28 protein-coding genes are annotated in these 23,762 nt (G+C 65.0%); 11 read left to right on the top strand and 17 right to left on the bottom strand.

The window, feature by feature from the left end; translation table 11 throughout:
• Positions 1-1,233, top strand: coding sequence for a cyclic nucleotide-gated ion channel (locus ACRECX_RS12360; protein ID WP_431559141.1), 1,233 nt, complete (start codon positions 1-3; stop codon positions 1,231-1,233).
• Positions 1,234-1,245: 12 nt separating this feature from the next.
• Here ACRECX_RS12360 and ACRECX_RS12355 read toward each other — a convergent pair whose 3' ends face one another.
• Entirely contained in the window at positions 1,246-2,472 is a 1,227-nt protein-coding gene (locus ACRECX_RS12355; protein WP_431559140.1) for an NADP-dependent isocitrate dehydrogenase, read from the bottom strand.
• Positions 2,473-2,577: 105 nt separating this feature from the next.
• Here ACRECX_RS12355 and ACRECX_RS12350 point away from each other — a divergent pair, with 105 nt between their 5' ends.
• The 3 genes from ACRECX_RS12350 to rpsD all read left to right on the top strand — a co-directional run bounded on the left by ACRECX_RS12350 (position 2,578) and on the right by rpsD (position 5,046).
• The gene (locus ACRECX_RS12350) at positions 2,578-3,435 is read left to right on the top strand and encodes an RNA methyltransferase (RefSeq protein WP_431559139.1); all 858 of its coding nucleotides are present in this window, start codon (positions 2,578-2,580) and stop codon (positions 3,433-3,435) included.
• A gap of 83 nt (positions 3,436-3,518) precedes the next feature.
• On the top strand, positions 3,519-4,223 hold the full coding sequence (locus tag ACRECX_RS12345) for a hypothetical protein (RefSeq protein ID WP_431559138.1): 705 nt from the start codon (positions 3,519-3,521) through the stop codon (positions 4,221-4,223).
• A gap of 205 nt (positions 4,224-4,428) precedes the next feature.
• Positions 4,429-5,046 (top strand): 30S ribosomal protein S4, encoded by a 618-nt coding sequence (gene rpsD, locus ACRECX_RS12340; RefSeq protein ID WP_431559137.1) that lies wholly within the window; start codon positions 4,429-4,431, stop codon positions 5,044-5,046.
• 12 nt (positions 5,047-5,058) lie between these two features.
• Here the strand turns inward: rpsD and ACRECX_RS12335 are convergent, their stop codons facing one another.
• On the bottom strand, positions 5,059-5,850 hold the full coding sequence (locus tag ACRECX_RS12335) for a DUF2182 domain-containing protein (protein ID WP_431559136.1): 792 nt from the start codon (positions 5,848-5,850) through the stop codon (positions 5,059-5,061).
• A 20-nt stretch (positions 5,851-5,870) separates the two neighbouring features.
• Positions 5,871-6,503, bottom strand: coding sequence for a DUF1326 domain-containing protein (locus tag ACRECX_RS12330; RefSeq protein WP_431559135.1), 633 nt, complete (start codon positions 6,501-6,503; stop codon positions 5,871-5,873).
• Between the two features lie 250 nt (positions 6,504-6,753).
• Here ACRECX_RS12330 and ACRECX_RS12325 point away from each other — a divergent pair, with 250 nt between their 5' ends.
• Positions 6,754-8,274 (top strand): trypsin-like peptidase domain-containing protein, encoded by a 1,521-nt coding sequence (locus tag ACRECX_RS12325; protein ID WP_431559134.1) that lies wholly within the window; start codon positions 6,754-6,756, stop codon positions 8,272-8,274.
• A 70-nt stretch (positions 8,275-8,344) separates the two neighbouring features.
• On the opposite strand, the gene ACRECX_RS12320 is transcribed toward ACRECX_RS12325, so the two are convergent.
• From ACRECX_RS12320 to purC, 7 genes are all read right to left on the bottom strand, one after another.
• Complete coding sequence (locus tag ACRECX_RS12320; protein WP_431559133.1) at positions 8,345-9,016, bottom strand: DUF1326 domain-containing protein; 672 nt, start codon at positions 9,014-9,016, stop codon at positions 8,345-8,347.
• Positions 9,017-9,085: 69 nt separating this feature from the next.
• Positions 9,086-9,436: a Grx4 family monothiol glutaredoxin gene (grxD, locus tag ACRECX_RS12315; RefSeq protein ID WP_431559132.1), complete on the bottom strand. Its 351-nt coding sequence runs from the start codon at positions 9,434-9,436 to the stop codon at positions 9,086-9,088.
• A 23-nt stretch (positions 9,437-9,459) separates the two neighbouring features.
• Positions 9,460-9,690, bottom strand: coding sequence for a BolA family protein (locus tag ACRECX_RS12310; RefSeq protein WP_431559131.1), 231 nt, complete (start codon positions 9,688-9,690; stop codon positions 9,460-9,462).
• A 22-nt stretch (positions 9,691-9,712) separates the two neighbouring features.
• Positions 9,713-11,938 carry a phosphoribosylformylglycinamidine synthase subunit PurL gene (purL, locus tag ACRECX_RS12305; RefSeq protein ID WP_431559130.1) on the bottom strand — a complete coding sequence of 742 codons (2,226 nt, stop codon included), beginning with the start codon at positions 11,936-11,938 and terminating at the stop codon, positions 9,713-9,715.
• Positions 11,935-12,624, bottom strand: coding sequence for a phosphoribosylformylglycinamidine synthase subunit PurQ (gene purQ / locus ACRECX_RS12300; RefSeq protein ID WP_431559129.1), 690 nt, complete (start codon positions 12,622-12,624; stop codon positions 11,935-11,937). The genes purL and purQ overlap by 4 nt, the downstream gene beginning before the upstream one ends.
• A 177-nt stretch (positions 12,625-12,801) precedes the next feature.
• Positions 12,802-13,047, bottom strand: a complete 246-nt coding sequence (gene purS / locus ACRECX_RS12295) for a phosphoribosylformylglycinamidine synthase subunit PurS (protein ID WP_431559128.1) — start codon at positions 13,045-13,047, stop codon at positions 12,802-12,804.
• An 18-nt stretch (positions 13,048-13,065) separates the two neighbouring features.
• Positions 13,066-13,836, bottom strand: a complete 771-nt coding sequence (purC, locus tag ACRECX_RS12290; protein WP_431559127.1) for a phosphoribosylaminoimidazolesuccinocarboxamide synthase — start codon at positions 13,834-13,836, stop codon at positions 13,066-13,068.
• Between the two features lie 303 nt (positions 13,837-14,139).
• On the opposite strand from purC, the gene ACRECX_RS12285 reads away from it, so the two are divergent.
• From ACRECX_RS12285 to ACRECX_RS12265, 5 genes are all read left to right on the top strand, one after another.
• Positions 14,140-14,469, top strand: coding sequence for a DUF1476 domain-containing protein (locus ACRECX_RS12285; protein WP_431559126.1), 330 nt, complete (start codon positions 14,140-14,142; stop codon positions 14,467-14,469).
• A gap of 7 nt (positions 14,470-14,476) precedes the next feature.
• Positions 14,477-15,238 (top strand): HpcH/HpaI aldolase family protein, encoded by a 762-nt coding sequence (locus tag ACRECX_RS12280; protein ID WP_431559125.1) that lies wholly within the window; start codon positions 14,477-14,479, stop codon positions 15,236-15,238.
• A 152-nt stretch (positions 15,239-15,390) separates the two neighbouring features.
• Positions 15,391-15,699, top strand: a complete 309-nt coding sequence (locus ACRECX_RS12275) for a hypothetical protein (RefSeq protein ID WP_431559124.1) — start codon at positions 15,391-15,393, stop codon at positions 15,697-15,699.
• Between the two features lie 2 nt (positions 15,700-15,701).
• Complete coding sequence (locus tag ACRECX_RS12270) at positions 15,702-15,941, top strand: hypothetical protein (RefSeq protein ID WP_431559123.1); 240 nt, start codon at positions 15,702-15,704, stop codon at positions 15,939-15,941.
• Positions 15,942-16,131: 190 nt separating this feature from the next.
• Positions 16,132-16,860, top strand: coding sequence for an outer membrane protein (locus tag ACRECX_RS12265; RefSeq protein WP_431559122.1), 729 nt, complete (start codon positions 16,132-16,134; stop codon positions 16,858-16,860).
• Here the strand turns inward: ACRECX_RS12265 and purB are convergent, their stop codons facing one another.
• Positions 16,861-18,153 carry an adenylosuccinate lyase gene (gene purB / locus ACRECX_RS12260; protein WP_431559121.1) on the bottom strand — a complete coding sequence of 431 codons (1,293 nt, stop codon included), beginning with the start codon at positions 18,151-18,153 and terminating at the stop codon, positions 16,861-16,863. It lies immediately after the preceding gene.
• 87 nt (positions 18,154-18,240) lie between these two features.
• Positions 18,241-18,729, bottom strand: a complete 489-nt coding sequence (locus tag ACRECX_RS12255) for a hypothetical protein (RefSeq protein ID WP_431559120.1) — start codon at positions 18,727-18,729, stop codon at positions 18,241-18,243.
• A 144-nt stretch (positions 18,730-18,873) separates the two neighbouring features.
• Here ACRECX_RS12255 and ACRECX_RS12250 point away from each other — a divergent pair, with 144 nt between their 5' ends.
• A complete protein-coding gene (locus ACRECX_RS12250) occupies positions 18,874-19,083 on the top strand; it encodes a hypothetical protein (RefSeq protein ID WP_431559119.1) in 210 nt (69 codons plus the stop codon).
• Positions 19,084-19,094: 11 nt separating this feature from the next.
• Here the strand turns inward: ACRECX_RS12250 and ACRECX_RS12245 are convergent, their stop codons facing one another.
• Genes ACRECX_RS12245 through livM form a run of 5 tightly spaced genes read right to left on the bottom strand, consistent with a single transcriptional unit; the run spans position 19,095 to position 23,760 of the window.
• Positions 19,095-20,234, bottom strand: coding sequence for a branched-chain amino acid ABC transporter substrate-binding protein (locus ACRECX_RS12245; protein ID WP_431559118.1), 1,140 nt, complete (start codon positions 20,232-20,234; stop codon positions 19,095-19,097).
• 43 nt (positions 20,235-20,277) lie between these two features.
• The gene (locus ACRECX_RS12240; protein WP_431559117.1) at positions 20,278-20,622 is read right to left on the bottom strand and encodes a DUF6867 family protein; all 345 of its coding nucleotides are present in this window, start codon (positions 20,620-20,622) and stop codon (positions 20,278-20,280) included.
• Positions 20,619-21,368 (bottom strand): ABC transporter ATP-binding protein, encoded by a 750-nt coding sequence (locus ACRECX_RS12235; protein ID WP_431559116.1) that lies wholly within the window; start codon positions 21,366-21,368, stop codon positions 20,619-20,621. The genes ACRECX_RS12240 and ACRECX_RS12235 overlap by 4 nt, the downstream gene beginning before the upstream one ends.
• The gene (locus tag ACRECX_RS12230; protein ID WP_431559115.1) at positions 21,365-22,213 is read right to left on the bottom strand and encodes an ABC transporter ATP-binding protein; all 849 of its coding nucleotides are present in this window, start codon (positions 22,211-22,213) and stop codon (positions 21,365-21,367) included. The genes ACRECX_RS12235 and ACRECX_RS12230 overlap by 4 nt, the downstream gene beginning before the upstream one ends.
• Entirely contained in the window at positions 22,210-23,760 is a 1,551-nt protein-coding gene (gene livM / locus ACRECX_RS12225) for a high-affinity branched-chain amino acid ABC transporter permease LivM (RefSeq protein ID WP_431559114.1), read from the bottom strand. The genes ACRECX_RS12230 and livM overlap by 4 nt, the downstream gene beginning before the upstream one ends.
• Positions 23,761-23,762: the final 2 nt, after the last annotated feature.

The raw sequence follows: 23,762 nt of genomic DNA, 5'->3' as shown, positions 1-23,762 counted from the left end.
ATGACGGCGCGAAGCGTCTGGCTCGACTGGCGCAGGAAGGTCCACGACATCCTCGAAGTGGGGGGCGCCGCCTATCCGGCCGCCTACGCGTTCAACGCGTTCATCGTTACCCTGATTATCCTCAACGCGATCGCGTTCGCCGCCGAGACGGTCGACCACGTGGCCGAGCGCTACGAGGCGGAGTTCGCCGCCTTCAACCTCTTCACGGTGTTCGTCTTCACCGTCGAGTATGTGCTTCGCGTGTGGAGCGCGGTCGAAATCCCGATGCTGAGCCGGCTGCCGCCGTGGAAGGCGCGGCTCAAATTCGCGCTCAGGCCGATGATGCTGATCGACCTGCTCGCGTTTGCGCCCTGGTACCTGCAATGGATCTTCCCTATCGACCTCAGGGTGTTGCGCGTGCTGCGCCTGTTCCGCCTGCTGAGACTCGTGCGCTATTCGCCGGCCTTGCAGACCATGGGCCGCGTGCTCGCCGACGAATATCGCGCGCTGCTCGGCGCGCTCCTGGTGATGCTGGTCCTGCTGCTGTTCGCCTCGACCGGCATCTATTTCCTCGAGCGCGAGGCGCAGCCCGACAAGTTCGATTCGATCCCGGCCGCCGCCTGGTGGGCGCTCGCCACCCTGACCACGGTCGGCTATGGCGACGTCGTGCCGGTCACGCCGTTCGGCAAAATGCTCGGCGGCGTCGTCATGCTGCTCGGCGTCGGCATGTTCGCCCTGCCGATCGCCATCGTCGCCGCCGGCTTCAGTCAGGAATCGAGCCGCCATCAGTTCGTGGTCACCTGGGGCATGGTGTCCCGCGTGCCGCTATTCGCCACCATGAACGAGGCGGAGATCGCCGAGATCACCAAGCTGATCTATGCGCGCACCTACCTGCCCGGCGTCCCCATCGTCCGCGCCGGCGATAGGGGCGAGGCGATGTTTCTGATCGAAAGCGGCGAGGCCGAGGTTCGGTTGGGCGGCGGCAAGAGCGCGACGTTGAAATCGGGAGATTTCTTCGGCGAGCGAGCGCTGCTCGAACGTCGCCGCAACCAGCATGACGTCGTCGCCATGACGCGATGCCGGGTCTATGTGCTGGACAGCCAAGCGTTGGCGCGGCTCAACCACCGCCATCCGGAGATCCTGGATCGCATCCGGGAAGTCGCGGCGGCGCGCCGCGAAGCCGATGCGGCCCTCAACAAGGATGCGCCGAAGCGCCGCGCCCGCAGGGCAACCAAGCAAAGCGAGAAAATCTGAGATCGAGCGCGCTCAGGCCGCTTGGCGCTCGGCCATCGCTTTGCGCAAATTGTCGTCGATCTTGTCGATGAAGCCGCCGGTCGAGAGCCACGCCTGATCGGCGCCGACGAGGAGCGCGAGGTCCTTGGTCATGAACCCCGCCTCGATGGTCGCCACCACGACCTCCTCGAGGGTCTCGGCGAAGCGCTTGAGCTCGTCGTTGCCGTCGAGCGTGGCCCGATGCTTTAGCGCGCCGCTCCAGGCGAAGATCGACGCCGTGGAATTGGTCGATGTGGCGCGACCCTGCTGGTGCTGGCGGTAATGGCGGGTGACGGTGCCATGCGCGGCCTCGGCCAGCACGGTCTTGCCGTCGGGGGTCATCAGCACGCTCGTCATCAGGCCGAGCGAGCCGAAGCCTTGCGCCACCGTGTCGGACTGCACGTCGCCGTCGTAGTTCTTGCACGCCCACACATAGCCGCCCGACCACTTCAGGCACGCGGCTACCATGTCGTCGATCAGGCGGTGTTCGTAAGTGAGTCCGCGCTTCTCGAATTCGGCTTTGAACTCGGCCTCGTAGATTTCGGCGAACAGATCCTTGAAGCGGCCGTCATAGGCCTTGAGGATGGTGTTCTTGGTTGAGAGATAGACCGGCATGTTGCGGGCGAGCCCATAGTTGAGCGCCGCCCGCGCGAAATCGCGGATCGAATTGTCGAGATTGAACATGCCGAGCGCCACGCCCGAGCCCTTGAACTCGTGGATCTCGTGCTCGATCAGCGTGCCGTCCTCGCCCTCGAAGCGAATCGTGAGCTTGCCCTTGCCGGGCACGCGGAAATCGACGGCGCGATAGACGTCGCCATAAGCGTGGCGGCCGATGATGACGGGCTTGGTCCAGCCGGGCACGAGCCGCGGCACATTGTTGCAGATGATCGGCTCGCGGAAGATCACCCCGCCCAAGATGTTGCGGATCGTGCCGTTCGGCGACTTCCACATCTTCTTGAGGCTGAACTCCGTAACCCGCGCCTCGTCCGGCGTGATGGTCGCGCATTTGACGCCGACGCCGCATTTCTGGATGGCGTGCGCCGCATCGATAGTCACCCGGTCGTCGGTTAGGTCGCGGTTCTCGATGCTGAGATCGAACGTGAGCAGGGGCAGATCGAGATAGGGCGCGATCAGCTTCTCCTTGATCATGTCCCAGATGACGAGGGTCATCTCGTCGCCGCTGAGGTCGGCCACCGGGTTCTGAACTTTGATCTTGTCCACGCGATAAGGCTCCGGTGACGGGAAACGCTCGGGCGGGAAGGGACCGCCGCAGGCGGCTGCACGGCCCCCATTGCGGGCGGCGTCCCCCTATAGCATCGTGCCGCCATGATGAAAGTAAATGCCGGCCGCGGCAAGCGCGCGGGCGATAATGACGCGGGCGAGGTGAAGCGCGCACGCCAAGCGCCGGAGCGCCCCCTGGTGACGCCGGCCGTCGTTCTCGTGCACCCGCAGCTCGGCGAGAATATCGGCTTTGCCGCCCGTGCCATGGCCAATTTCGGGCTCAGCGATCTGCGGCTCGTCGCCCCGCGCGACGGCTGGCCGAACGACAAGGCAATTGCGGCCGCGGCAGGGGCCGTGGCCGTCGTCGACCGCGCGACCGTCTACGACACCATCGAGGCGGCCATCGGCGACCTCAACTACGTGCTGGCCACGACGGCGCGGCCGCGCGAGATGGTGAAGCTTGTGTTGAGCCCGGAGACGGCCGCGGCGGCGCTGCGCGAACGGGCATCCGCCGCAGAACGTACTGGGGTAATGTTCGGCGCGGAGCGGAGCGGGCTCGACAACGACGCGATCGCGCTTGCCGACGCCATTCTCACCGCGCCTGTCAGCCCCGGCTTCGCTTCCTTGAGCCTGCCGCAAGCCGTGCTGCTGTTCTCCTATGAGTGGCTCAAATGCCAGAGCCCCAAGGCGCTCGGGCGCATCACCACATTCGACGGCCCGGCCTTGGAAGGTACGCCAACGCCGGATACGTGGCCCGCCACGCGCGCCGAGCTGTTCGGCCTGTTCGAACATCTGGAGGGAGAGCTCGACCGGTCCGGCTTCCTGCGTCCGCCGGAAAAGCGCCCATCGATGGTGCGCTCCATCCGCAATATGTTCCACCGCATGGGCGTCACCGAGCAAGATGTGCGCACCTGGCGCGGGATCATTACGGCGCTGACAAGACGCCCGCCGTCAAGGGGATAAGGTGTCATAGTTCCGCCCCGTTTCTCCTATTGCGATGGGGCCTAACGATGCTAGCTTCCGCCCACGGGAGGAGAGGGCAGTCGATGAAAGTTGCGTGGATTGTGCTGGGTGGGGCCGTGAGCGCCGCGGTCTTGGCGCTGCTGATCAGCGCCTCCGTGGAAGCCGCCGACGCCACGACGGGCGTCACGACAGTTGCTGCCGACGAACTCGACAAGCGCAGCAAGCAGGCCGAAGAATCGCAAGGCGGCGAATCCAAAGGCATGAGCGATAGCGCGGTGCGCGTGCTCATGACCTACGCCTTCTCGATCATTCCGGAGGAGACGCCGGGCCCCGACGGCAAGCCGGTCAAGGTCGATAAGTCAGACCCCAACAAATATCTCATTCCCACCGACGACGCGCGGCGCGTGATCCGCGCCGCGACGCGGACCGCCTATGCCGAAGTGTGCGGCGTCCCCGATCTCGGGCGGGCGAATTTCGAAGCCCTGATGAAGGGCGAGGAGGCCCGCAAGTGGACTGCGGACCAGCTCCAACTCATCAACGCGCTGCACATGTTCTCCGTCTCCTACTTCACCGGCAACATCAAGATCACGGCGCAGGAGCAGCCGGACGAGGGCGGTGCCGATGCAGGGGCTGCGAACGTGGCCAAGGGGGCACCGCCCCCGCCGGCAGACGACGCGGCGGCGACCCGGGTCATCACCTCCGAGGCGCCGAAATGCCCGCCGGAGCAGAAGCAGAAGGTGGTGAATTCCATCAATGCCTATGTCCAGGCGGAGCAGGCCGGGGAATAGGGGCGGCAAGGCTGTCAAGCCGGCAATTGACAGTTTCCGGCCATTATGTGTAACAGAGCGGGCAAAGCCTGAGCTTTTCGGGCTTTGGGGATTGCCGGGGCTGGCTCTGGCGGTCCGCGATCAACCACCACCCATGGGTTTTTGCGGCAGGCGCGGGTTTAAGACCGCCCGCGGAACACTTGATTTGATTTTGGAGTCCTGAGGAATGACGAAACGCGTTCACGCCAAGCACAAGATCGACCGGCGGCTCGGCGAGAATATCTGGGGCCGGCCCAAGAGCCCCTACAACAAGCGCGAGTACGGTCCGGGCGAGCACGGCCAGCGCCGCCGCGGCAAGCTGTCCGACTATGGCCAGCAGCTCAGGGCCAAGCAGAAGCTCAAGGGCTATTACGGCAACATCACCGAGAAGCAGTTCAAGGCCATCTACCGCGAGGCCGCGCGGCTCCGCGGCGACACCTCCGAGAAGTTGATCGGCTTGCTTGAGCGGCGCCTCGACGCCATCGTCTATCGCGCCAAGTTCGTGCCCACGGTGTTCGCCGCGCGGCAGTTCGTGTCCCACGGCCATGTGAAGGTGAACGGCCGTCGCGTCACCATTCCGAGCTATCGCTGCCGCGAGGGCGACGTGATCGAGGTGCGCGACAAGGCCAAGGACCAGGGCATTGTGCTGGAAGCGGCGCAGAGCGGAGAGCGCGACGTCCCCGATTACATCGAGGTCGACCACGGCAAGATGACAGCGAAGCTCACCCGCATCCCGACCCTGACGGACGTGCCTTACCCGGTGATGATGGAACCGAACCTCGTCATCGAGTTCTACTCGCGCTAATTCCGTCGAAGCTCACGTCATCGCAATCAATGCCACGCCGGCGGCGATCAACAGCGCGGCGACCGCCTTGGCTACGCCCTCGCCGAACGGCGCGTATTTCTCCAGCGCCACGAACACGGTGAGGCCGGCGATCCACACGAGGTTCATCACTCCGCCGACGAACAGCAGCAGCATGAGTATGGCGCAGCAGCCGACGCAGTAGGCGCCGTGACGGAGGCCCATGCGCCAGGCGCCGGCGACACCGGGGCGCCAATGCGCCGCGAGGAACGCCGCAGGCGCGCGGCAATGCTCGAGGCAGACCGTCTTGAGCGGGGAGAGCTGATAGAGGCCCGCGGCGATCAGGAGCGCGCCCGACAGCGCCACGCTGCGCGAGCTCATCATCACCGACATCAGACCGATGCGCTCGAGCCCGAACTGAAGTGCCACCGCCAAGGCGCTGAAAAGAATCCATAAGGCGAGATAGCCGGCGGCAAATGCGGCGATGGAAGCGCCAGCCCTCAGGTCGCGTCCCTGGCGCTCCGCGTGGCGCACCACGCGGGCATATAACAGCACCATCGGCGAGGCGGAGGGCAGCATCATCGCCACCATCATCACCGCCCACATGAGGAACGCGATGCCCCAGTAATAGGGTACCCACGGCCAACTCTCTCCTGCCGGCAGGTCGAGCGAAATCCACCAACCGCTCATGGCGGCGGGGTCCATGCCGGTACCGGCTCCGCCGAGCAGGGCGAGCCAGGCAAGGAGTATGAGGATGATCAGCGCGGCGGCGACAACCGCGCTCTCGTGCCTGAGCAGCGTCTCCATTGCTGTTCCGGCCGCCGCCGTCAGCGGCGAACCATGCCGCTCTGGCAAAGATGGATGTGGGCGAACTGGCCGTAGCTGTCGGCAAGCTCGTAGGCGATTGGTCCCGTGGTCTTGGACCAGCCGCGACCGATCTCCGCCTCCGCGAACTCGAACCCGTTCGGTTGCACGATGCGCACCCGGTGCTCGGCGCCGGTGACCGGGTTCAAGATCGGCTCGCCCCGCATGTCAAGGACACCCTCGATATGGGCGCGTGCGCGTCTGCCGTCGATGTCGAGCTCGAAGTCGATATCGGCGACGATCGGCTCGTGCACCGTGTCGCAGGTCGAGGAGAAGACCTGGAAGACGGTGGCGAAGGGATCGGTATCTTCGCCGCTTACGATGCGAAGCAGGGCCTCGCGCTGCTCGGGCGTCGCGCGCTTGTCGATGACGTGGACGCCTTCGCCCTTGCCCTCGTGGATCGGTCCCGGCCAGCGAAAGACCCCGGCGGCGCGAAGGCCGTCGAGCCGCGTCGAACCGTGATAGCCTTCCTCGATGTCGTAGACCGCGAGCCCGCGGCAATGCCCGTTGGTCGGCAGAGCGTTGAACTGGCACGGGCAGCTATAGTCGCAGTTGCAGTTGCCGAACTCGCGGCCCTTGATCTCCCATGGAGTCATCGCGCGCCTCTCCTTTCGCCGATCCCTGATTTGATCTGCAAGAGCGGCGATTATGCCAGCGCCAACAGTCGAATGGGACACTTTATGCCGCGCTCACCTCCTCACGCGGGATAAATCTCGTGCGCACAACCGGCTCGTTTCGGTGGGAACCGAGCCATGGAACGCCGCGTTACCGAAGCGATGCGCCGGCAAGCGCCCATGGTCTAGGCATGGGGCGCCGAGTCTGCGCGATTTCAGCACGGAGATGCCCATGCCAGAAGGACCGAAATCCGCAAGGCTGCTGCCGATTGCCGCGACGATTCTCGGTCTGGCGGCGCTCATTGTGGCGACGGGGTGGCTGAGCGGCCCGGCCGTCACGATAGACAGTGTCCGCTTGTGGCTGAGCAATGTCGTCGACGGAACCGACGCACCGTCGCGCGGCGGGTTCGAGGACATCGTCGACCGGGTCAAACCGGCCGTGTTTGGCGTCAGCACCAAGGTTCTGGAGGAGGAGGAGGAGAACGCGATCATCCTTCAAGAGTTCCTCCAAGAGTTCGGCGAGCCGGACGCGTCGGAAGATAAACCAGAGGGCTTCGGCAAGCGTGAGGAAGAGCTGCAAGAGCCGAAGCGCCCCCGCTTGATCAAGAACGAGGGCTCCGGTTTCTTCATCTCCCCGGATGGATACGCCGTGACCGCCAACCATGTGATCGAACGCGGGCGGTCGATCGAGATCACGACCAGCGAGGGCAAGAGATATCCCGTGCGGATCATCGGCGCCGACCCTGAAACCGATATCGCCCTGATCAAGGTGGATGGGAGCAACAGGTTTCCATTTGTCGAGGTCGCCGATCGGCCGCCGCGAATCGGCGAATGGGTTATCGCCGTGGGCAATCCTTTCGGGCTTGGCGGCACGGTGACGGCCGGCATCGTCTCCGCCGGCGCCCGCGATCTCATGCCGAAAGGCTATAGCGACTATATTCAGATCGACGCGCCGGTGAACCAGGGCAATTCCGGCGGACCGACCTTCGACATCGACGGCAAGGTGATCGGCGTGAACAGCGCGATCTTCTCGCCGACCGGAGGCTCGATCGGCATCGGCTTTGCCATTCCCGCCGAAACGGTGAGAGCGGTGGTGCCTCAGCTCAAGCAACGGGGAATGGTGACGCGAGGCTGGATGGGCGTTCACATCCAAGACGTGACCCCTGAGCTCGCCGACAGCCTCGGCCTCAAGCAAGCGCGGGGTGCTCTTGTTGCCGAGGCGAACGCCGGCAGCCCTGCGGCGAAGGCGGGGATCCTGTCCGGCGACGTCATAACCGCGCTCAACGGCAGTCCGGTGCGGGGAGACAGGGAACTCGTGAAGGCGGTCAGCGAGACCCCACCTGGGACCGTGGTCGAGCTCGGGCTGATCCGCAAAGAAAACGGCATGACCGTGAGCCTGAAGGTCGAGCAGCACCCAGGCTCTGGAGACGGAACCCCGGCGGAGGAACAGTGGCATGAACAGCCCGACCCGGGTCCCGCGATGTCGCAGCTAGGGCTCACGCTCGCGCCGGGCAAGGACATCGGCCCGAACACCTCGGGGGTCGTGGTGACGGACGTGGAGCCGGGCGGAGTCGCCGCCGAACGGGGGCTAGAGCCCGGGGACATTATCCTCGAAGTGGGGGGTCAAGCGGTGAACGTGCCGTCCGACGTGGACAGAGCTTTGAGCAATGCCCGCGCCGGCAGCCGGCACAACGTTCTCGCCCGCGTCAAATCAGGCGACTCGACCCATTTCGTGGCGATGCCAGTCGGCTGAGCGCAGACCTGCAGCATTTTTTGGCGGATAGGCGTGAAGCGGAACGTGCGCCGCTCGCCCGGCAAGGGGTCTAGGCTTCGTAGCGAGTCTTGGGCGGAAGCGCGCTTTCCGCCGCGATGACGCCATAGGGCCCGTAGGCAACGTAGGTGAGCGCGCCATAGGTGTTTGCATTGCTGAAGGCGATGTCTCCGCCGCCGCTGAACGTGCCGCTTGCGACCTCTGCAATTCGAAACTCGAAGCCTTCAGGCAGCTCGATGCGCGCCTGATGCGGAGCGCCGGTGACGGGATTGCGGATTGGCTCAAGTTGAAGCTCCATGACGCCCGGAACCGTGAACCCGCCGGTCCGAGATGCGAAGTCGCATTGGAACGCGATGGGAGCAAGGATCGGGTCATACTCCTTTTCAATTGTGGCGCCGTAGATGTTGAACACAGTGCTGGGCTCCTGCTCCTTTCCGCCCAAGATGGCGAACAGGGCCTCGCGCTGCTCATCGGTGGCACGCTGATCTATGACGCCCTGGGCGACTCCGCCGCCCTCATGCACCGGTCCCGGCCAGCGGTAGCGCGCACAGACCACAAGGCCGTCGAGCCTGACACCGCCGAACCAACCTTCTTCGATGAAGTGGGCCTCTAGTCCTTCGCAAATGCTATTGGTCGGCCGCGCATTGAACTCGCAGGGACAGCCATAGGCGCAGTTGCAGGAAGCGATCTTCGGCCCTTTGATCTGCCAATCGACATACGCCATGGAGTCCCCGCGGATTTGAAGCTCGAACGAGAGCAGGGAGTGGGCGCCCCGCCCCGCCGTTTGACCGGCTCAGGCGGTCTGCGTCTGCGCGTTGTGGGCGATGCCCTTTTGCGACAGAATCTCCTGCAACTCGCCCGCTTGGTACATCTCACGCACGATATCGCAGCCGCCGACGAACTCACCCTTGATGTAGAGCTGCGGAATGGTCGGCCAGTTGGAATAGGCCTTGATGCCATCGCGCACGCCCATGTCCTCGAGCACGTTGATGTCTTTGAAGTCGACGCCGAGATGGCCGAGGATCTGCGCCACCTGCATGGAGAAGCCGCATTGCGGCATGGCCTTGGTGCCCTTCATGAACAGCACCACGTCGCTGCCCGCGATCTGCTTGCCGATCCAGTCCTGAACGTCTTGCTCACTCATTGTTCGATCCTTTCTCGCGCGGCTTACGGCGCCGCGGTCTTGAGGGCGAGCGCGTGCAACGCACCGCCCATGTTCCCTTGCAGCGCATCGTAAACCATCTGGTGCTGTTGCACCCGCGATTTGCCGCGAAACGCTTCGGACACGATGGTGGCGGCATAATGATCGCCATCGCCGGCGAGGTCCTCGATGCGGACCTCGGCGTCGGGGAACCGCTCCTTGATGAGGCGCGCGATGTCCTCTGCCGCCATGGCCATCTTGCTGCTCCTTGCCGCGATCTTAGCCGTGCGCCATGAAGCGCGGCAACCAGTCCTCATGCGCCGCCTTCAGCGCGGAGAGGGCTAGCGGCACCTCGCCGGCGAGCGCGATCGCATCGCCGCCGACGGTGCCGAGCACCCTGACGGGCACGTGGGCCATTGCGGCGGCCTTGTGAATGGCGTCCGCCTTGCCGGGGGAGGCCGCCACGACATAGCGCGCCTGATCCTCGCCGAACCATGTGGCGTGCGCCGGCAACTCCGTCGGCGCCGTCTCAAGCGCGACCCCGCGTCCGCCGGCGAGCGCCATCTCGGCGATCGCCACAAGCAAACCGCCATCAGAGACGTCGTGCACCGCCGACAGCGCGCCAGCCCTGATCAACCCCCGCACCAGATCGCCGGTGCGTTTCTCGGCGTCGAGGTCGACTTGCGGCGGGGCGCCCTCCAAACGGTCCTGCATCACCTGCATATAGAGCGATTGGCCGAGATGACCAGCCTCCTCGCCCAACAAAAGCAGCATTTCGCCGTCGCGTTTGAGCGCGATGCTCGCCATATCGACGATGTCGGCGATGAGGCCGACCCCGCCGATCGCAGGCGTCGGCGGGATGGCGATGCCGTTCGTCTCGTTGTAGAGCGAGACGTTCCCCGACACGACCGGGAAGGAAAGCGCCGCGCAGGCTTCCGCCATGCCTTCCACCGCGCCGACGAACTCGCCCATGATCTCGGGGCGCTCGGGATTGCCGAAATTCATGCAGTCGGTAATGGCGAGCGGCTCGGCCCCCACCGCCGTCAGGTTGCGCCAGCACTCGGCCACCGCCTGCTTCGCCCCTTCGTGCGGATCGGCTGTGCAATAGCGGGGCGTCACGTCGCAGGAAATGGCGAGACCCTTTTGCGTGCCGTGGACGCGCACCACGGCCGCGTCGCCGCCAGGCCGCTGCACCGTGTCGGCCATGACCATGTGGTCGTATTGCTCCCAGATCCAGCGGCGCGAGGCGAGGTGCGGGGAGCCCATCAGGCATTCCAGCGCGCCGAGCATGTTGTTCGGCGCCGGCACGTCCTCCGGCGCGATCATGGCTTGCGGCGGCCGTTTGATCCACGGCCGCTCGTAGACTGGCGCGGCATGGGCGAGCGCTGCCAGCGGGATATTGGCCTCCACGGCGTCACCATGGCGCACGACGAGGCGGCCGGTGTCTGTGGTGTAGCCGATCACGGCAAAGTCGAGCCCCCATTTCCTGAATACGCGCTCGGCTTGCAGCTCTGCCCCGGGCTTCAGCACCATGAGCATGCGCTCTTGGCTCTCTGACAGCAGCATCTCGTAGGCGGTCATGCCTTCCTCGCGGGTCGGCACACGATCGAGGCTGAGTTCGATGCCAACGCCGCCTTTGTCGGCCATCTCCACGGAGGAGGAGGTGAGCCCTGCGGCGCCCATGTCCTGAATGGCGACGATGGCGTCCTCGGCCATCAATTCGAGGCAGGCTTCGAGCAGGAGCTTCTCGGTGAAGGGATCGCCCACCTGCACGGTGGGGCGCTTTTCCTCGGATCCCTCGTCGAATTCGGCCGACGCCATGGTGGCGCCGTGAATGCCGTCGCGTCCAGTCTTGGAGCCAACATAGACCACGGGGAGCCCGACACCCTTGGCCGCCGACTTGAAGATGCGCTTGGCGTCGACCAGCCCCACGGTCATGGCGTTGACCAGGATGTTGTCGTTGTAGCGTGGATCGAAATTGGTCTCGCCGCCCACCGTCGGCACGCCCATGCAATTGCCGTAGTCGCCGATGCCGGACACGACACCGGCCACGAGATGGCGCGTCTTGGAATGCTCGGGCGCGCCGAAGCGCAGCGCGTTCATGTTGGCTACGGGCCGCGCGCCCATGGTGAACACGTCGCGCATGATGCCGCCGACACCCGTCGCCGCGCCCTGGTACGGCTCGATATAGGAGGGGTGATTGTGGCTCTCCATCTTGAACACCGCCGCTTGGCCGTCGCCGAGATCGACCACGCCGGCGTTCTCGCCGGGCCCTTGGATCACCTGCGGGCCGGTGGTGGGGAGCTTCTTGAGCCACACGCGCGACGACTTGTAGGAGCAGTGCTCCGACCACATCACCGAAAACACGCCGAGCTCGGTCAAGGTCGGCTCGCGGCCGAGCGCGTCGAGTAGTCTTGCGTACTCGTCAGGCGAAAGCCCGTGCTCGGCGATCAGTTCATCGGAGAGGCTTGTCGCCTGGCGCGCGGCCCGCGCGGCGCCGCTCAATGGAGGGTCTCCACCAGGGAAGCGAGCATCTTGGCGCCGTCGGTGCCGCTGAGCGCCGGATCTGCGAGCCGCTCCGGATGCGGCATGAGCCCGAGCACGGTGCCCGTCTCGTTGTAGATGCCGGCGATGTTGCGCCGCGAGCCGTTGGGATTCGCCTCCGTGGTGACCGCGCCCGAGGCTTCGCAATAGCGGAAGGCGATGCGGTTCTCATCTTCGAGCCGGTCGAGCACAGATTCGTCGGCGAAATAGGCGCCGTCCTTGTGGGCGATGGCGAAGCGCACGACCTCGCCTTGCGCATAGTGGCGGGTGAAGGCCGTGTCGTTGCGCGCGACCTTGAGATGCACGTCCTTGCAGATGAATTTCAGGGTGGCGTTGCGCATCAGCACGCCAGGCAGCAGCCCGGCCTCGGTCAGCACCTGGAAGCCGTTGCAGATGCCGAGCACTGGCGTTCCGCCCTTCGCGCGCCTCACCACCTCGCGCATCACCGGCGAGTGCGCCGCCATGGCGCCGGAGCGCAAATAATCGCCGTAGGAGAAGCCGCCCGGCAGGAGGATCAGATCGCTCTTGGGCAGATCCTGATCGCCGTGCCACACCATGGCGGGCGGACGGCCCATGGCCGCTTCGAGCGCCACCGCCGCGTCGCGGTCGCAATTCGATCCGGGAAACACGATGACCGAGGCTTTCATGCTTCACCAATTAGAGGCGTCAAGGCTGAAACCTCACCCAACCTGCTTGTCATCGCCCGGCTTGACCGGGCGATCCAGTAACCACCGGTGACGGCTATTTCGCCGATGCCTTGGTTACTGGATGCCCGCTTTCGCGGGCATGACAACGAAGGTGTGACGAATATAGGTAACCGCAGGCTAAGCCGCCTCGAGCTCATAGGCGTAGTTCTCGATGATGGTGTTGGCGAGAAGCTGCTCGCACATGCGCTCGACCTCGGCGCGGGCTTTCGCCGGATCGCTCTCGCCCACTTCGACCTCGATATATTTGCCCTGGCGCACACCATCAACCGAACCGAAACCGAGCGCGTGCAGCGCACCCTGGATTGCCTTGCCTTGCGGGTCGAGCACGCCGGGCTTCAAGGTGATGGTGATGCGTGCCTTCATGGCTCTCGTCAGCTTCGTCTATTTGGACCGCACCAGCACGGGGCCGGTCCGTGCCCGCGCCGGCGGATCGACGTGCAGACCGAGCCGCCGCGCCACTTCCTGGTAGGCCTCGACGAGGCCGCCCATGTCGCGGCGGAAGCGATCCTTGTCGAGCTTGTTCTGAGTCTCGACGTCCCACAACCGGCAGCAGTCGGGTGAGATCTCGTCGGCGAGCACGATGCGCATCTGCTCGCCCTCCCACAACCGGCCGAACTCGCATTTGAAGTCCACGAGCCTGATGCCGACGCCGAGGAATAGCCCCGACAGGAAGTCGTTGATGCGCAGCGCCAGCGACATGACATCGTCGAGCTCTTGCGGCGCGGCCCAACCGAACGCGGTGATGTGCTCCTCGGTGACCATCGGATCGCCGAGCTGGTCGGACTTGTAATAGAACTCGACGATCGAGCGCGGCAGGGTGGTCCCTTCGTCGAGGCCGAGCCGGGTCGACAGAGATCCGGCGGCGACATTGCGCACCACCACTTCGAGCGGGATGATCTCGACCTCGCGGATCAGCTGCTCGCGCATATTGAGGCGCTTGACGAAGTGCGTGGGCACGCCGATCTCGCCGAGCCTCTGGAACAGATACTCGGAGATACGGTTGTTGAGCACGCCCTTGCCCTCGATCTTGTCGTGCTTCTTGTTGTTGAAGGCGGTTGCGTCGTCCTTGAAATGCTGGACGAGCGTGCCGGGCTCTGGCCCTTCGTAGAGGATCTTGGCCTTGCCTTCGTAGATGCGCCGGCGGCGGTTCATGTTTGGTTCCTCACTGACTTGGCTCTAACGACTGACCAACGCCAAACGCGCGGGGAGCGGGTTACCCCAGACCGCGCGCACCGAAAAATCGTCATCGCAGGAATCGGATTCGAGAAATCTGGGGCGACCTTAGCCCAAGGGCAAGGGGCGTACAACGGCTCCAAAGGACGCGGGGATGACCTCCTGGGATTTGTTGATTTTCCGGCATTTGGGCGCTATCACCCGCGTTCGAGGGAACGGGATTATCCCCACAATTTCTACGTGCTGAACCCTGCGCGCTCGCGGGGGCGTTTTGGAGGCCCGATGACGAATTTTGAGGATCGCGAGAAGAGCTTCGAGAAGAAATTCGCCCTCGACGAGGAGTTGAAGTTCAAATCCACCTCGCGCCGGAACAAGCTGCTTGGGCTGTGGGCGGCGGAGAAGATGGGCCTCTCAGGCGACGCCGCGCAAGGCTATGCCCGCGAAGTGGTCAAGGCCGACCTGGAGGAGCCTGGCGAGGAGGACGTGTTCCGCAAGATCAGGCGCGACTTCGACGCGAAGGGCGTCGACCAGTCCGACCATCAGATCCGGCGCGCCATGGCCGACCTCCTGGCCGAGGCGGTGCGCCAGATCGAAGCCGAGGCGAAGGCGTAAAGCCCCGATGCCCGAGGACCGGTTCCGCGCCGCCGCCAGAGAAGGCCGGACCCTGTTCAACGCCTGGCTCATGCTGAACGACCCCCTCCTCATCGAGCTGATCGGGGAGGCGGGCTGGGACTGCCTCACCATCGACCAGCAGCACGGCCGGGGCGGCAACGAAGCGCTGCTCGCGTGCCTGACTGCGGCGCGTGCCTGCGGACTTCCGGCGATCGTGCGGGTGGCCAACAACGATCCGGGGCTCGTCGGCCGCGCGCTCGACGCCGGCGCCCAAGGCATCATGTGCCCGCTCATCAACAATTTGGAGGAGGCGGAGGCCTTCGTGCAGGCGGTGAAATATCCGCCGCGCGGCGTGCGGAGCTGGGGACCGTACCGCGCCAGGCTCGGTCATGAAGGCGATTATTTCACCACCGCCAACGCCTTCACCATCGCCTGCCCGCAGATCGAGACCAGAGGCGCGCTCGATCAGCTCGACGAGATCCTATCGCTCGACGGCGTTGACATGGTGTGCTTCGGACCCAACGACCTCTCCGTCGCGCTCACCGGACGCCTCGACATCTGGGCCAAGGAGGTCCAGGAGGCGATGACTCTCGTGCTGAGGAAGGCGCGCGAGATGTCTGTCATGACTCTGATTTTCGCCAACGACGTCGCCTTCGCGCGGCCGCGCCTGACGGAGGGCTGGAACGTGGTGGCGGTCGGCACCGACGCCGGCTGGTTCTCTGGAGCCGCCGCCGCGACCCTGAAGGCTGCGGTCGAATCGCCCTCGTAAGGCCGGCGCCTAGCCCCCTTCAAACGATTCTGCCGACCCGTTGCCCGTTTGCATCAGCGGGCCGGCAGAGCGCTCCGGCGCCCGACTCTGAGGCTGACGGTCCGCGGCGCGTATGCGACAATGGCAAACCGGGACTGACTGGGGGCGCGGGTATGGGACTGCCGATCCGACTTCTGATGGCTTCACTCTTGCTCGCCGTCGGCACGGGCGCCGCATCGGCGCAAGAGCCGGGACCTGAGCCAGGTTCTCAGCTCTGGCCCATCTACCCGCCTTATCCCTATCGGGCCGGCCACTACCCCAAGGCGGACTGGTACTACAAGATGCCGCCTTACGTGGCGCTCAAACCGTCCTTCTACCGCAAGCGCTATTTCATGATGGCCCAGGAGCGCAATCGCTACCGCTACATGCCGCATATCTTCACCGGCTATACCGACGAATACGGCGACAGCTATATGAAATGATAGTGCCCGCGTTCGGAACGCTCGCATTGGCACTCACCCTGGCGGTCGCGGCTTTGCCTGCGGCGGCCAAGCCCAAGCAGGCGGAGCGCAAGGCCGAGATGGCGCAAGCTACGGCGGTCTCTGAAGCGCAGGCGGCGAAGACCGGCCGCAAGCATTGTGGGCAGCGCGCCTACTCGGTGAGCGTCGGCAACCCGGCCTTCAAGGACCGGCTCGCGCTCTGGCCTGCCCCGTGCGGCTGGTAGGCTAGAGACTCTCGCTGGCTTCCCAATAGCCGGGCGAAGATGCTGGCGTCGAACTGGGTATGACATCCGGATCGCATCACTAATAGTTGTGCATCATGTGGGTTTCCTCGGTGCCGCTGGTCGGAGCAACGCTAGACTTGAAAGAGGTTCACCAAGTTCAGCCTGGTTCAGTTTGGCAGGGAAGAGAACAATGCGTGCTTGGAGCATCTGGCTGACGCTGGTAGTCGCAAGCGTTGAACTTGCCGCGCCCGCCAATGCCGCGGAGCCTGCCCCCGCGAGGCAATGGGGCGGCTTCTATATCGGCGGCCAGCTCGGTGGCGCCTGGAGCGACGCCGACTGGCAATACCAGAATCACAACTGGTTCAACACGCTCGGGCCGGTCCTGGTCGGTACGGATTTCGATCTTGAGGCCAGCGGGTTCCTCGGCGGCGGCCAACTCGGCTTCAACTATCAGTCGGGTGCCTGGGTATTTGGCGTCGAGGGGTCCGTGGCAGGGGGAGACCCCGACGCCAAACCTGACAATCCCATGTTCCCCAGCGATCACTACACCAGCAACATCGAATGGCTGACGACCGTGACGGGCCGGGTGGGCTACGCGCATGGCCGTTGGCTCGCTTACGCCAAAGCCGGCTGGGCGGGCGCCGAAATCGACCTCAACATCCTCAATCGCTTCAGCGGCGTCCGCGCCCACGACACCCACTGGGCCGATGGCTGGACCATGGGGGGAGGGGGCGAATTCGCCCTGTGTGAGAGCTTCTCGCTCGCCGTCGAGTATGACTATGCCGATCTCGACACCGACCGTTGGCGGGTAAGCTGCCCGACCTGCCCATCGGGGATCGGCGGCGGGGTGCCCGTTGTCGATGGCGACATCACTGTCCAATCCGTGACAGCGCGGCTAAACTACCGCTTCGGCAACTAGCTACCCGAACACGCGCTTGAAAATCTCGTCCACGTGTTTGGTGTGATAGCCGAGATCGAACTGGGCGCGGATCGTTTCGGGCGATAGCGCCTTGGTCACGTCCTTGTCGGCAAGCAGCGCCGCGAGGAAATCGCCGCCCGTCTGCCACACCGCCATGGCGTTCCGCTGCACCAGCCGGTAGGCCTCTTCGCGCGGCACGCCGGCCGCAGTCAGCGCGAGCAGCACGCGCTGCGAATGAATGAGCCCGCCGAGGCGGTCGAGATTTGCTCGCATGCGGTCCGGGTAGACCATGAGGCCCTTGACGATCTCGGCCAGGCGATGGAGCGCGAAATCGAGCGCGGTCGTCGCATCGGGCCCGATCACCCGCTCGACTGAGGAGTGGGAAATATCCCTTTCGTGCCATAGTGCTACGTCCTCGAGCGCGGGCAGCGCGTAGCCCCTGACCACGCGGGCAAGTCCGGTGATGTTCTCCGACAGGACCGGGTTGCGCTTGTGCGGCATGGCAGAAGAGCCCTTCTGCCCCTCGCTGAAGAGTTCCTCCGCTTCCAGCACTTCGGTGCGCTGCAGATGGCGGATCTCGGTGGCGAGCCGCTCCACAGAGCTCGCCACCACGGCCAGAGCCGCGAAATACGCGGCGTGACGGTCGCGCGGCACGACCTGGGTCGAGATCGGCTCCGGCTTGAGGCCGAGTTTCTTGGCCACATGCGCCTCGACCCTCGGGTCGACATGGGCGAACGTGCCGACGGCGCCGGAGATGGCGCAGGTCGCCACCTCCTCGCGGGCGCGCACGAGGCGCTCCCGCGCCCGGGCGAACTCGGCAAAGGCGACCGCGAGCTTCAGCCCGAACGTCGTCGGCTCGGCGTGCACGCCGTGGCTCCGGCCAACCGTGATCGTGTCCTTGTGCTCGTAGGCGCGAGTCTTGAGCGCCGCGAGCAGGGCGTCGACATCGGCGATGAGAATGTCCGCCGCCTGGGTGAGCTGCACGTTGAAGCAGGTGTCGAGCACGTCGGAGGAGGTGAGGCCTGAGTGCAGAAAGCGCGCCTCTGGGCCGACATGCTCGGCGACCGAGGTGAGAAAGGCGATGACGTCATGCTTCACCTCGCGCTCGATCTGATCGATGCGGGCGATGTCGAAGCCGCCGCGTTTCTTGGCCGCCTCGGCGGCCTCCTTGGGGATCAGGCCGAGCTCGGCCATGGCCTCGGCGGCATAGACTTCGATCTTGAGCCAGACGCGGAACTTGGTTTCCGGCTCCCAGATGCGGGCCATCTCGGCGCGGCTGTAGCGGGGAATCATGCGTGCAGTTCAAGCCTTTCCCCGGAGGAATCCCGGCGAGAGGGAAGGTCTAGCAGAGCGCATGGCGGCGCTCAAATCCGGCCGGCGTCAAATCTCGACGGTCTTGGGCTCGCGCGGCCCGAAGATCGCGACATAGATCGCCGCCGCGATCGCGAGCGCCGCGTACTCCGCTCGTGGCGGCAGCAGCATGTCGAGCAGGAAGGTGTAGAAGTCGTTGAGGGAGGCGAGATACATGCCCGACAGCGACCAGTCCTGCTGGCTCGGATAGGTGGCGTGGATGTAGATGAAGCGGAGCAGGCCGCCGAAGCTGCAAAACGCCACGACGAAGATGAACAGCGCAAACAGCGTGCGGACGAGGAAGCCGCGCTTGGCGGCGAAGCGCTGGCACCACCAGGTGACGAGGGCGGCCAGCATGCCCGCGAAGCCGACGATGCGCACGGTGTGCTGCGTCTGCTGATTCATGACCGTGTTCATGTAGTCGCCGATCAACAGCGCCCACATGGAAATTCCAATCACGATGGCGAAGGCGGCGGCGAGCACGAAGCCGACCACCTTGGTAAAGGTCAACTTTTCCATTGCCGCTTTCCCTCCAGAACCCCCTCGGCAGGAGCGACTATGCAAGGGAAACGGGCCGGCTGCAATGCGCGTCGAGCCCGAGGCCTTGCCGCCCCAGGCAGTTTATGGTCCGATCCGCCGCCGGTCACAAGGAGGCGGACACCCATGGCATTCGAGGATCTCAAGGCCGAACTGGCGCTTCTCATCAACCAGATGGAGAACCAGCCCGAGGACCGGCACGAGCTCTATCTCCAGATTCGCGAGAAGCTCAACGAAATGCGCGCCTTCGGCATGCCGCTGCCCGAAGATCTGGTGGAGTTCGAGAAGGACCTCGAGGCGCAGTTCAAGGCCGAGGAGCGCGCCGCCAAGAAGTGAGGCGGCGCCGGTCAACCGGCCGGCGGGGGCGCCTTGTCACCGATCTCGCCATAGGCCCCGTCGGACCAGCGATAGACCGCGTAGGGCGGCAGGTTCGGGTCGCCCTTCTCGTTGAACTTGAACTTGCCGATCACCGTGTCGAACTCGTTCTCGTTGAGCGCCTTGATGATGGCGGCGGCGTCGGTAGTGCCGGCCTTCTCCGCGGCCTCTTTCCAGGCTTGGATCGCGGCGTAGGTGTAGAGCACGTAGCCCTCCGGCTCGATGCCCTTCTCCTTGAAGCGCGCGACCACCTCGGCGGCGGCGGGGTTCTTGCGCGGGTCGGGCGAGAACGTCATGAGCGTGCCTTCGCCGGCGGGACCGGTGATCGACCAATATTCCTGGGTGACGAGCGCATCGCCGCCCATGAGGATCGTGTCCATGCCCTGGTCGCGCATCTGCCGCACGATCAGCCCGGCCTCGGTGTGATAGCCGCCTAAATACAAAATATCGATACTGGCCCGCTTCAGCTTTGAGACCAGCGCCGAATAGTCCTTCTCGCCCGCGGTGATCGCCTCATACATCGCCTCTTGCTTACCCGCTGCGTTGAGCGCCTTCTTGGTCTCGTCGGCCAGGCCTTTGCCGTAGGCCGTCTTGTCGTGGATGACAGCGATGTTCTTGTCCGCGAAATTGTCCGCGAGATATTTGCCGGCGACGCCGCCTTGCTGATCGTCGCGGCCGCACACGCGATAGATATTGGGGCCCGCGCGGTCGTCGGTCAGCGCCGGATTGGTCGATGCGGGCGAGATCTGCACGAGATTGCTGTCGGCATAGACCTTCGATGCCGGGATGGACGAGCCGGAGCAATAATGGCCGGCGATCAACGCGACGTCGCCGCCCACCATTTGATTGGCGACCGCCACGGCCTGCTTGGGGTCGCAGGCGTCGTCGCCGATTTCGAGATCGAGCGGCTTGCCGAGCACGCCGCCCGCCTCATTGATGTCGGCGACGGCCATCTCTCCGCCGCTCTTCATCTGCGCGCCCATGGAGGCATATTGGCCGGTTACCGGGCCGACGACAGCGATCGGCGTCGTGTTCGACTCGCCGCCGCCGTCGCAGGCGGCAAGGACGATTTGCGCCACGCATGCAGCGAGCAGCCCGGCAAAGCCCTTCATCGTCATCTCCCTCGCCGATTGTGAGTCACAGTCTACATCAATCTCACGCCTGGCGCTCGCGCCAGGTCAGCGGGCTCGTCCGCTCGTAAAGCCAGCGATATTGCGTCACCATCTGCGACGTCCGCATGAGTCGATAGCCGAGGCTCGCGGCAGCAAGTAGCACGGCGTAAGTGACAAGATAATAATAGGGCGACAGGAGCCTGCCGTCGAACAGGGCATAGTGGAAGAAGCGCACCGCGCCGGCCAGCAGCGCCATGTAGAAGAACACCCGCCAATACGGCTTCCAGCCCCCCGCCAGCCCGCGCCCGGCAAGGAAGGCTGCCCCGCCGCCGATGACCACGGTGAGCGCCAGGAACACGCGCAGGCCGTCGTCGGAGAGCCAACTCATGGGCTGCCTCCTTGCACGACGCCCGCGCCGCCTTCGAGATAGGCAGCCCGCACGTCTTGCCGTTCGAGCAGCTCCCGGCCGGTGCCTGACATGGTGATCCTGCCGTTGACCATCACATAGCCGCGGTCCGCAAGCTTCAGGGTGTGATAGGCGTTCTGCTCGACGAGGAACACGGTCAGGCCATGCTTGCTGTTCAACTCTTTGATGGCCTCAAAGATCTGCTTGACCACGAGGGGGGCGAGCCCAAGCGATGGCTCGTCCAGTAACAGCAGCTTCGGCCGTCCCATCAGCGCCCGCGCGATGGCGAGCATTTGCTGCTCACCGCCAGACAGCGTGCCGCCGCGCTGATCGCGCCGCTTCTTCAGCACGGGGAACAGCGTGCAGACCTTTTCCAGATCCTCGTTGAAGGCATCGGGCGCGTCGGCGATGATCGCGCCCATCTGCAGGTTCTCCAGCACCGTCATGCGCGGAAAAATGCGGCGACCCTCCGGCGATTGCGCGATGCGCAAGCCGGCGATTTCGTGGGTCGGCATCCGGGTGATGTCGCGGCCGTCGAACAAGATGCGCCCTGCGGCGGCGCGGGGGCGCCCGCAGATCGTCATCATCAAGGTGGTCTTGCCCGCGCCGTTGCTGCCGATCATCGCCACGATTTCCCCGAGCTTGATATCGAGGCTCACGTCGTGGAGCACCGCGAGCCGGCCATAACCGGAAGTCACGTCACGGACCTCGAGCAGCGCTTCGGTCATGGCCGCGCCTCCGGCACCACATCGGGCGGCAGCTCCTCGTCGGGCACACCGAGATAGGCGGCGATCACGCGCGGGTCGTTGCGCACCTCCTCCGGCGTGGCGTCGGCGATCTTCTCGCCGTAGTCGAGGACGATGATGTGGTCGGAAATGCGCATCACCACCCTCATGTCGTGTTCGATCAGGAAGATGGCGATCTTCTCCTGCTCACGGATGGTTTGGAGCAGCTCATTGAGCCCCTCGCTCTCCCGCGCATTGAGGCCGGCTGCAGGCTCGTCGAGACACAACAGCAAAGGCCGCGTGCACATCGCCCGCGCGATCTCGAGCCGCCGCTGATCGCCGTAGGGGAGGCCGCCCGCTGCCTGATCGGCGCGGTCCACCAGGCCGACCCGGTGTAGCCAGTAGCGCGCCAGATCGACCGCCTCGGCCTCGGCGCGTGCGAACTGCGCAAGCCCGAGAATGGCGCCGAACGTGAAGCCGGAGGCGCGGCGGAGCACGTTGTGCTGCGCCACCATCAGGTTCTCCAGGACCGTCATGCCGGGAAACAGGCGGATGTTCTGGAAGGTGCGGGCGACCCTGGCGCTCCCATTGATGTCGTGGTCGGCGAGCCGTTCGAGATGGAAGTGCGCGCCGTCCGGGTGGGCAAGCGTCATCATCCCCTCGGTCGGCTTGTAGAAGCCGGTGATGCAGTTGAACACCGTGGTCTTGCCGGCGCCGTTTGGGCCGATCAGCGCCGTGATGTCCTCGCGGCCGACGTCGAAGGAGACGCCGTCGACGGCGAGCAGTCCGCCGAAGCGCATGGTGAGGTGCTCGACCCTGAGGACGGGATCTTTCTGCCACGGCCTCATGCCCGGCCCTCCTCGACGAGGTCGGCAGGGATCGGCCGTGCTTCATGCAGCACGATCGACGGCGAGCGCGAGGCGATGATGCCGCGCGGTCGCCACACCATGATGCCCACCATGGCGATGCCGAACAGCAGCATGCGGTACAGCGCCGGATCGAAGCCCGCACCGAAGAAGCTCTGCAAGCCCTCGGTGTGACGCAGCGCCTCGAAACCGCCGATCATGACCACCGCGGCGATGGCGACGCCGAGCTGGCTTCCCATGCCGCCGAGCACGACGATGGCGAGAATGATCGCCGACTCGATGAAGGTGAAGCTTTCCGGGCTGACGAAGCTTTGTCGTGTGGCGAAGAAGCTGCCGGCGAGGCCGCCGAACAGGGCGCCGGTGGCGAACGCGGTGAGCTTGGTCACGGTGGTGTTGATGCCGAGCGAGCGGCAGGCGATCTCGTCCTCGCGCATCGCCTCCCAGGCGCGGCCGATCGGCAGCCGCCGGAGCCGCAGGGTCACGAGATTGGTGAGCAACGCGAGCGCCAGGATCACATAGTAGAGAAAGATGATCCCATGGAGCGCATCGTATTTGAGACCGAAGAACGAGCTGAAAGTTGGGCTATCGGCGAAAGGCGCGAAGGGGAGGCCGAAGAATGTGGGTTTCGGGATACTGGAAATGCCGTTCGGCCCGTTGGTGACCTCGGTCCAGTTGAGCAGGACGATGCGGATGATCTCGCCGAAGGCAAGCGTGACGATGGCAAGATAATCGCCGCGGAGCCTGAGCACCGGAAAGCCGAGAATGACGCCCCACAGCGCCGCGGCGGCGCCGGCGATTGGCAGGCACATCCAGAACGACCAACCGAAATGCGTGGCGAGCAGGGCGAAGGTGTAGGCGCCGACCGCGTAGAAGGCGACATAGCCGAGATCGAGCAGTCCGGCGAGGCCGACCACGATGTTGAGCCCCCAGCCGAGCATCACATAGGTGAGCACGAGGATGGAGAGATCGAACCAGTAGCGGAGCGGCAGGCCGAGATGGAACGCCTTCTCCAGGCCGTAGCTCGTCAGCGGAAAGAATACGGCGAACAGGATGCCGACGGTGACGAAGATCTGCGCGTAAGGAAGGTTGGGGAAATAGCGGACCAGCGCGCGCCGCAATGCGCCGATGCCGATAAAAACGAGCAAGCCCGCGGCGATCAGTGCATAGGCCGGCACCCGTAAAACTGCGGCCACGACGAGGCCCAAGGCCGCCAGGAACACGGCGCCGCCGAGTACCATGAGATCGCGCCGGTCGAACGGCTCGCTCGTGAACAGCCTGGCGAAGGGCGCCGTAACCGGGTGCCCGACCTGCCAGACGAACAGGTTGAGCAGGAGCCGGCCGAAGAACACGATGCCCACGGCGACAACGAGGAGCCATGGCCGCGGCTCGAGCGTCAGCCCCGTGACGCTGTCCTGGGTACGCAAGCCGAGCAGCAGCGAGAACAGGGCGAACGCGATGATGCCGGCGAGAAGGGAATCGTAGAGAGCCGACTTGAGCCGCTGGCTGAACGATATGCCGCGCTCAGCCAAGG

The sequence above is a fragment of the Methyloceanibacter sp. genome, assembly GCF_050726195.1.
Lineage (GTDB): Bacteria > Pseudomonadota > Alphaproteobacteria > Rhizobiales > Methyloligellaceae > Methyloceanibacter.
The sequence above is the reverse complement of the archived record's forward strand: the minus strand, read 5'-3'. Positions and strand labels throughout refer to the sequence as shown.

What these genes read in the sequence shown, in the direction of transcription:
- ACRECX_RS12360 (WP_431559141.1), top strand. Translation starts at nt 1, where the DNA reads ATGACGGCGCGAAGCGTCTGGCTCGACTGGCGCAGGAAGGTCCACGAC.
- ACRECX_RS12350 (WP_431559139.1), top strand. Translation starts at nt 2,578, where the DNA reads ATGATGAAAGTAAATGCCGGCCGCGGCAAGCGCGCGGGCGATAATGAC.
- ACRECX_RS12345 (WP_431559138.1), top strand. Translation starts at nt 3,519, where the DNA reads ATGAAAGTTGCGTGGATTGTGCTGGGTGGGGCCGTGAGCGCCGCGGTC.
- rpsD (WP_431559137.1), top strand. Translation starts at nt 4,429, where the DNA reads ATGACGAAACGCGTTCACGCCAAGCACAAGATCGACCGGCGGCTCGGC.
- ACRECX_RS12335 (WP_431559136.1), bottom strand. Translation starts at nt 5,850, where the DNA reads ATGGAGACGCTGCTCAGGCACGAGAGCGCGGTTGTCGCCGCCGCGCTG.
- ACRECX_RS12330 (WP_431559135.1), bottom strand. Translation starts at nt 6,503, where the DNA reads ATGACTCCATGGGAGATCAAGGGCCGCGAGTTCGGCAACTGCAACTGC.
- ACRECX_RS12325 (WP_431559134.1), top strand. Translation starts at nt 6,754, where the DNA reads ATGCCAGAAGGACCGAAATCCGCAAGGCTGCTGCCGATTGCCGCGACG.
- ACRECX_RS12320 (WP_431559133.1), bottom strand. Translation starts at nt 9,016, where the DNA reads ATGGCGTATGTCGATTGGCAGATCAAAGGGCCGAAGATCGCTTCCTGC.
- grxD (WP_431559132.1), bottom strand. Translation starts at nt 9,436, where the DNA reads ATGAGTGAGCAAGACGTTCAGGACTGGATCGGCAAGCAGATCGCGGGC.
- ACRECX_RS12310 (WP_431559131.1), bottom strand. Translation starts at nt 9,690, where the DNA reads ATGGCCATGGCGGCAGAGGACATCGCGCGCCTCATCAAGGAGCGGTTC.
- purQ (WP_431559129.1), bottom strand. Translation starts at nt 12,624, where the DNA reads ATGAAAGCCTCGGTCATCGTGTTTCCCGGATCGAATTGCGACCGCGAC.
- purS (WP_431559128.1), bottom strand. Translation starts at nt 13,047, where the DNA reads ATGAAGGCACGCATCACCATCACCTTGAAGCCCGGCGTGCTCGACCCG.
- purC (WP_431559127.1), bottom strand. Translation starts at nt 13,836, where the DNA reads ATGAACCGCCGCCGGCGCATCTACGAAGGCAAGGCCAAGATCCTCTAC.
- ACRECX_RS12285 (WP_431559126.1), top strand. Translation starts at nt 14,140, where the DNA reads ATGACGAATTTTGAGGATCGCGAGAAGAGCTTCGAGAAGAAATTCGCC.
- ACRECX_RS12280 (WP_431559125.1), top strand. Translation starts at nt 14,477, where the DNA reads ATGCCCGAGGACCGGTTCCGCGCCGCCGCCAGAGAAGGCCGGACCCTG.
- ACRECX_RS12275 (WP_431559124.1), top strand. Translation starts at nt 15,391, where the DNA reads ATGGGACTGCCGATCCGACTTCTGATGGCTTCACTCTTGCTCGCCGTC.
- ACRECX_RS12265 (WP_431559122.1), top strand. Translation starts at nt 16,132, where the DNA reads ATGCGTGCTTGGAGCATCTGGCTGACGCTGGTAGTCGCAAGCGTTGAA.
- purB (WP_431559121.1), bottom strand. Translation starts at nt 18,153, where the DNA reads ATGATTCCCCGCTACAGCCGCGCCGAGATGGCCCGCATCTGGGAGCCG.
- ACRECX_RS12255 (WP_431559120.1), bottom strand. Translation starts at nt 18,729, where the DNA reads ATGGAAAAGTTGACCTTTACCAAGGTGGTCGGCTTCGTGCTCGCCGCC.
- ACRECX_RS12250 (WP_431559119.1), top strand. Translation starts at nt 18,874, where the DNA reads ATGGCATTCGAGGATCTCAAGGCCGAACTGGCGCTTCTCATCAACCAG.
- ACRECX_RS12245 (WP_431559118.1), bottom strand. Translation starts at nt 20,234, where the DNA reads ATGAAGGGCTTTGCCGGGCTGCTCGCTGCATGCGTGGCGCAAATCGTC.
- ACRECX_RS12240 (WP_431559117.1), bottom strand. Translation starts at nt 20,622, where the DNA reads ATGAGTTGGCTCTCCGACGACGGCCTGCGCGTGTTCCTGGCGCTCACC.
- ACRECX_RS12235 (WP_431559116.1), bottom strand. Translation starts at nt 21,368, where the DNA reads ATGACCGAAGCGCTGCTCGAGGTCCGTGACGTGACTTCCGGTTATGGC.
- ACRECX_RS12230 (WP_431559115.1), bottom strand. Translation starts at nt 22,213, where the DNA reads ATGAGGCCGTGGCAGAAAGATCCCGTCCTCAGGGTCGAGCACCTCACC.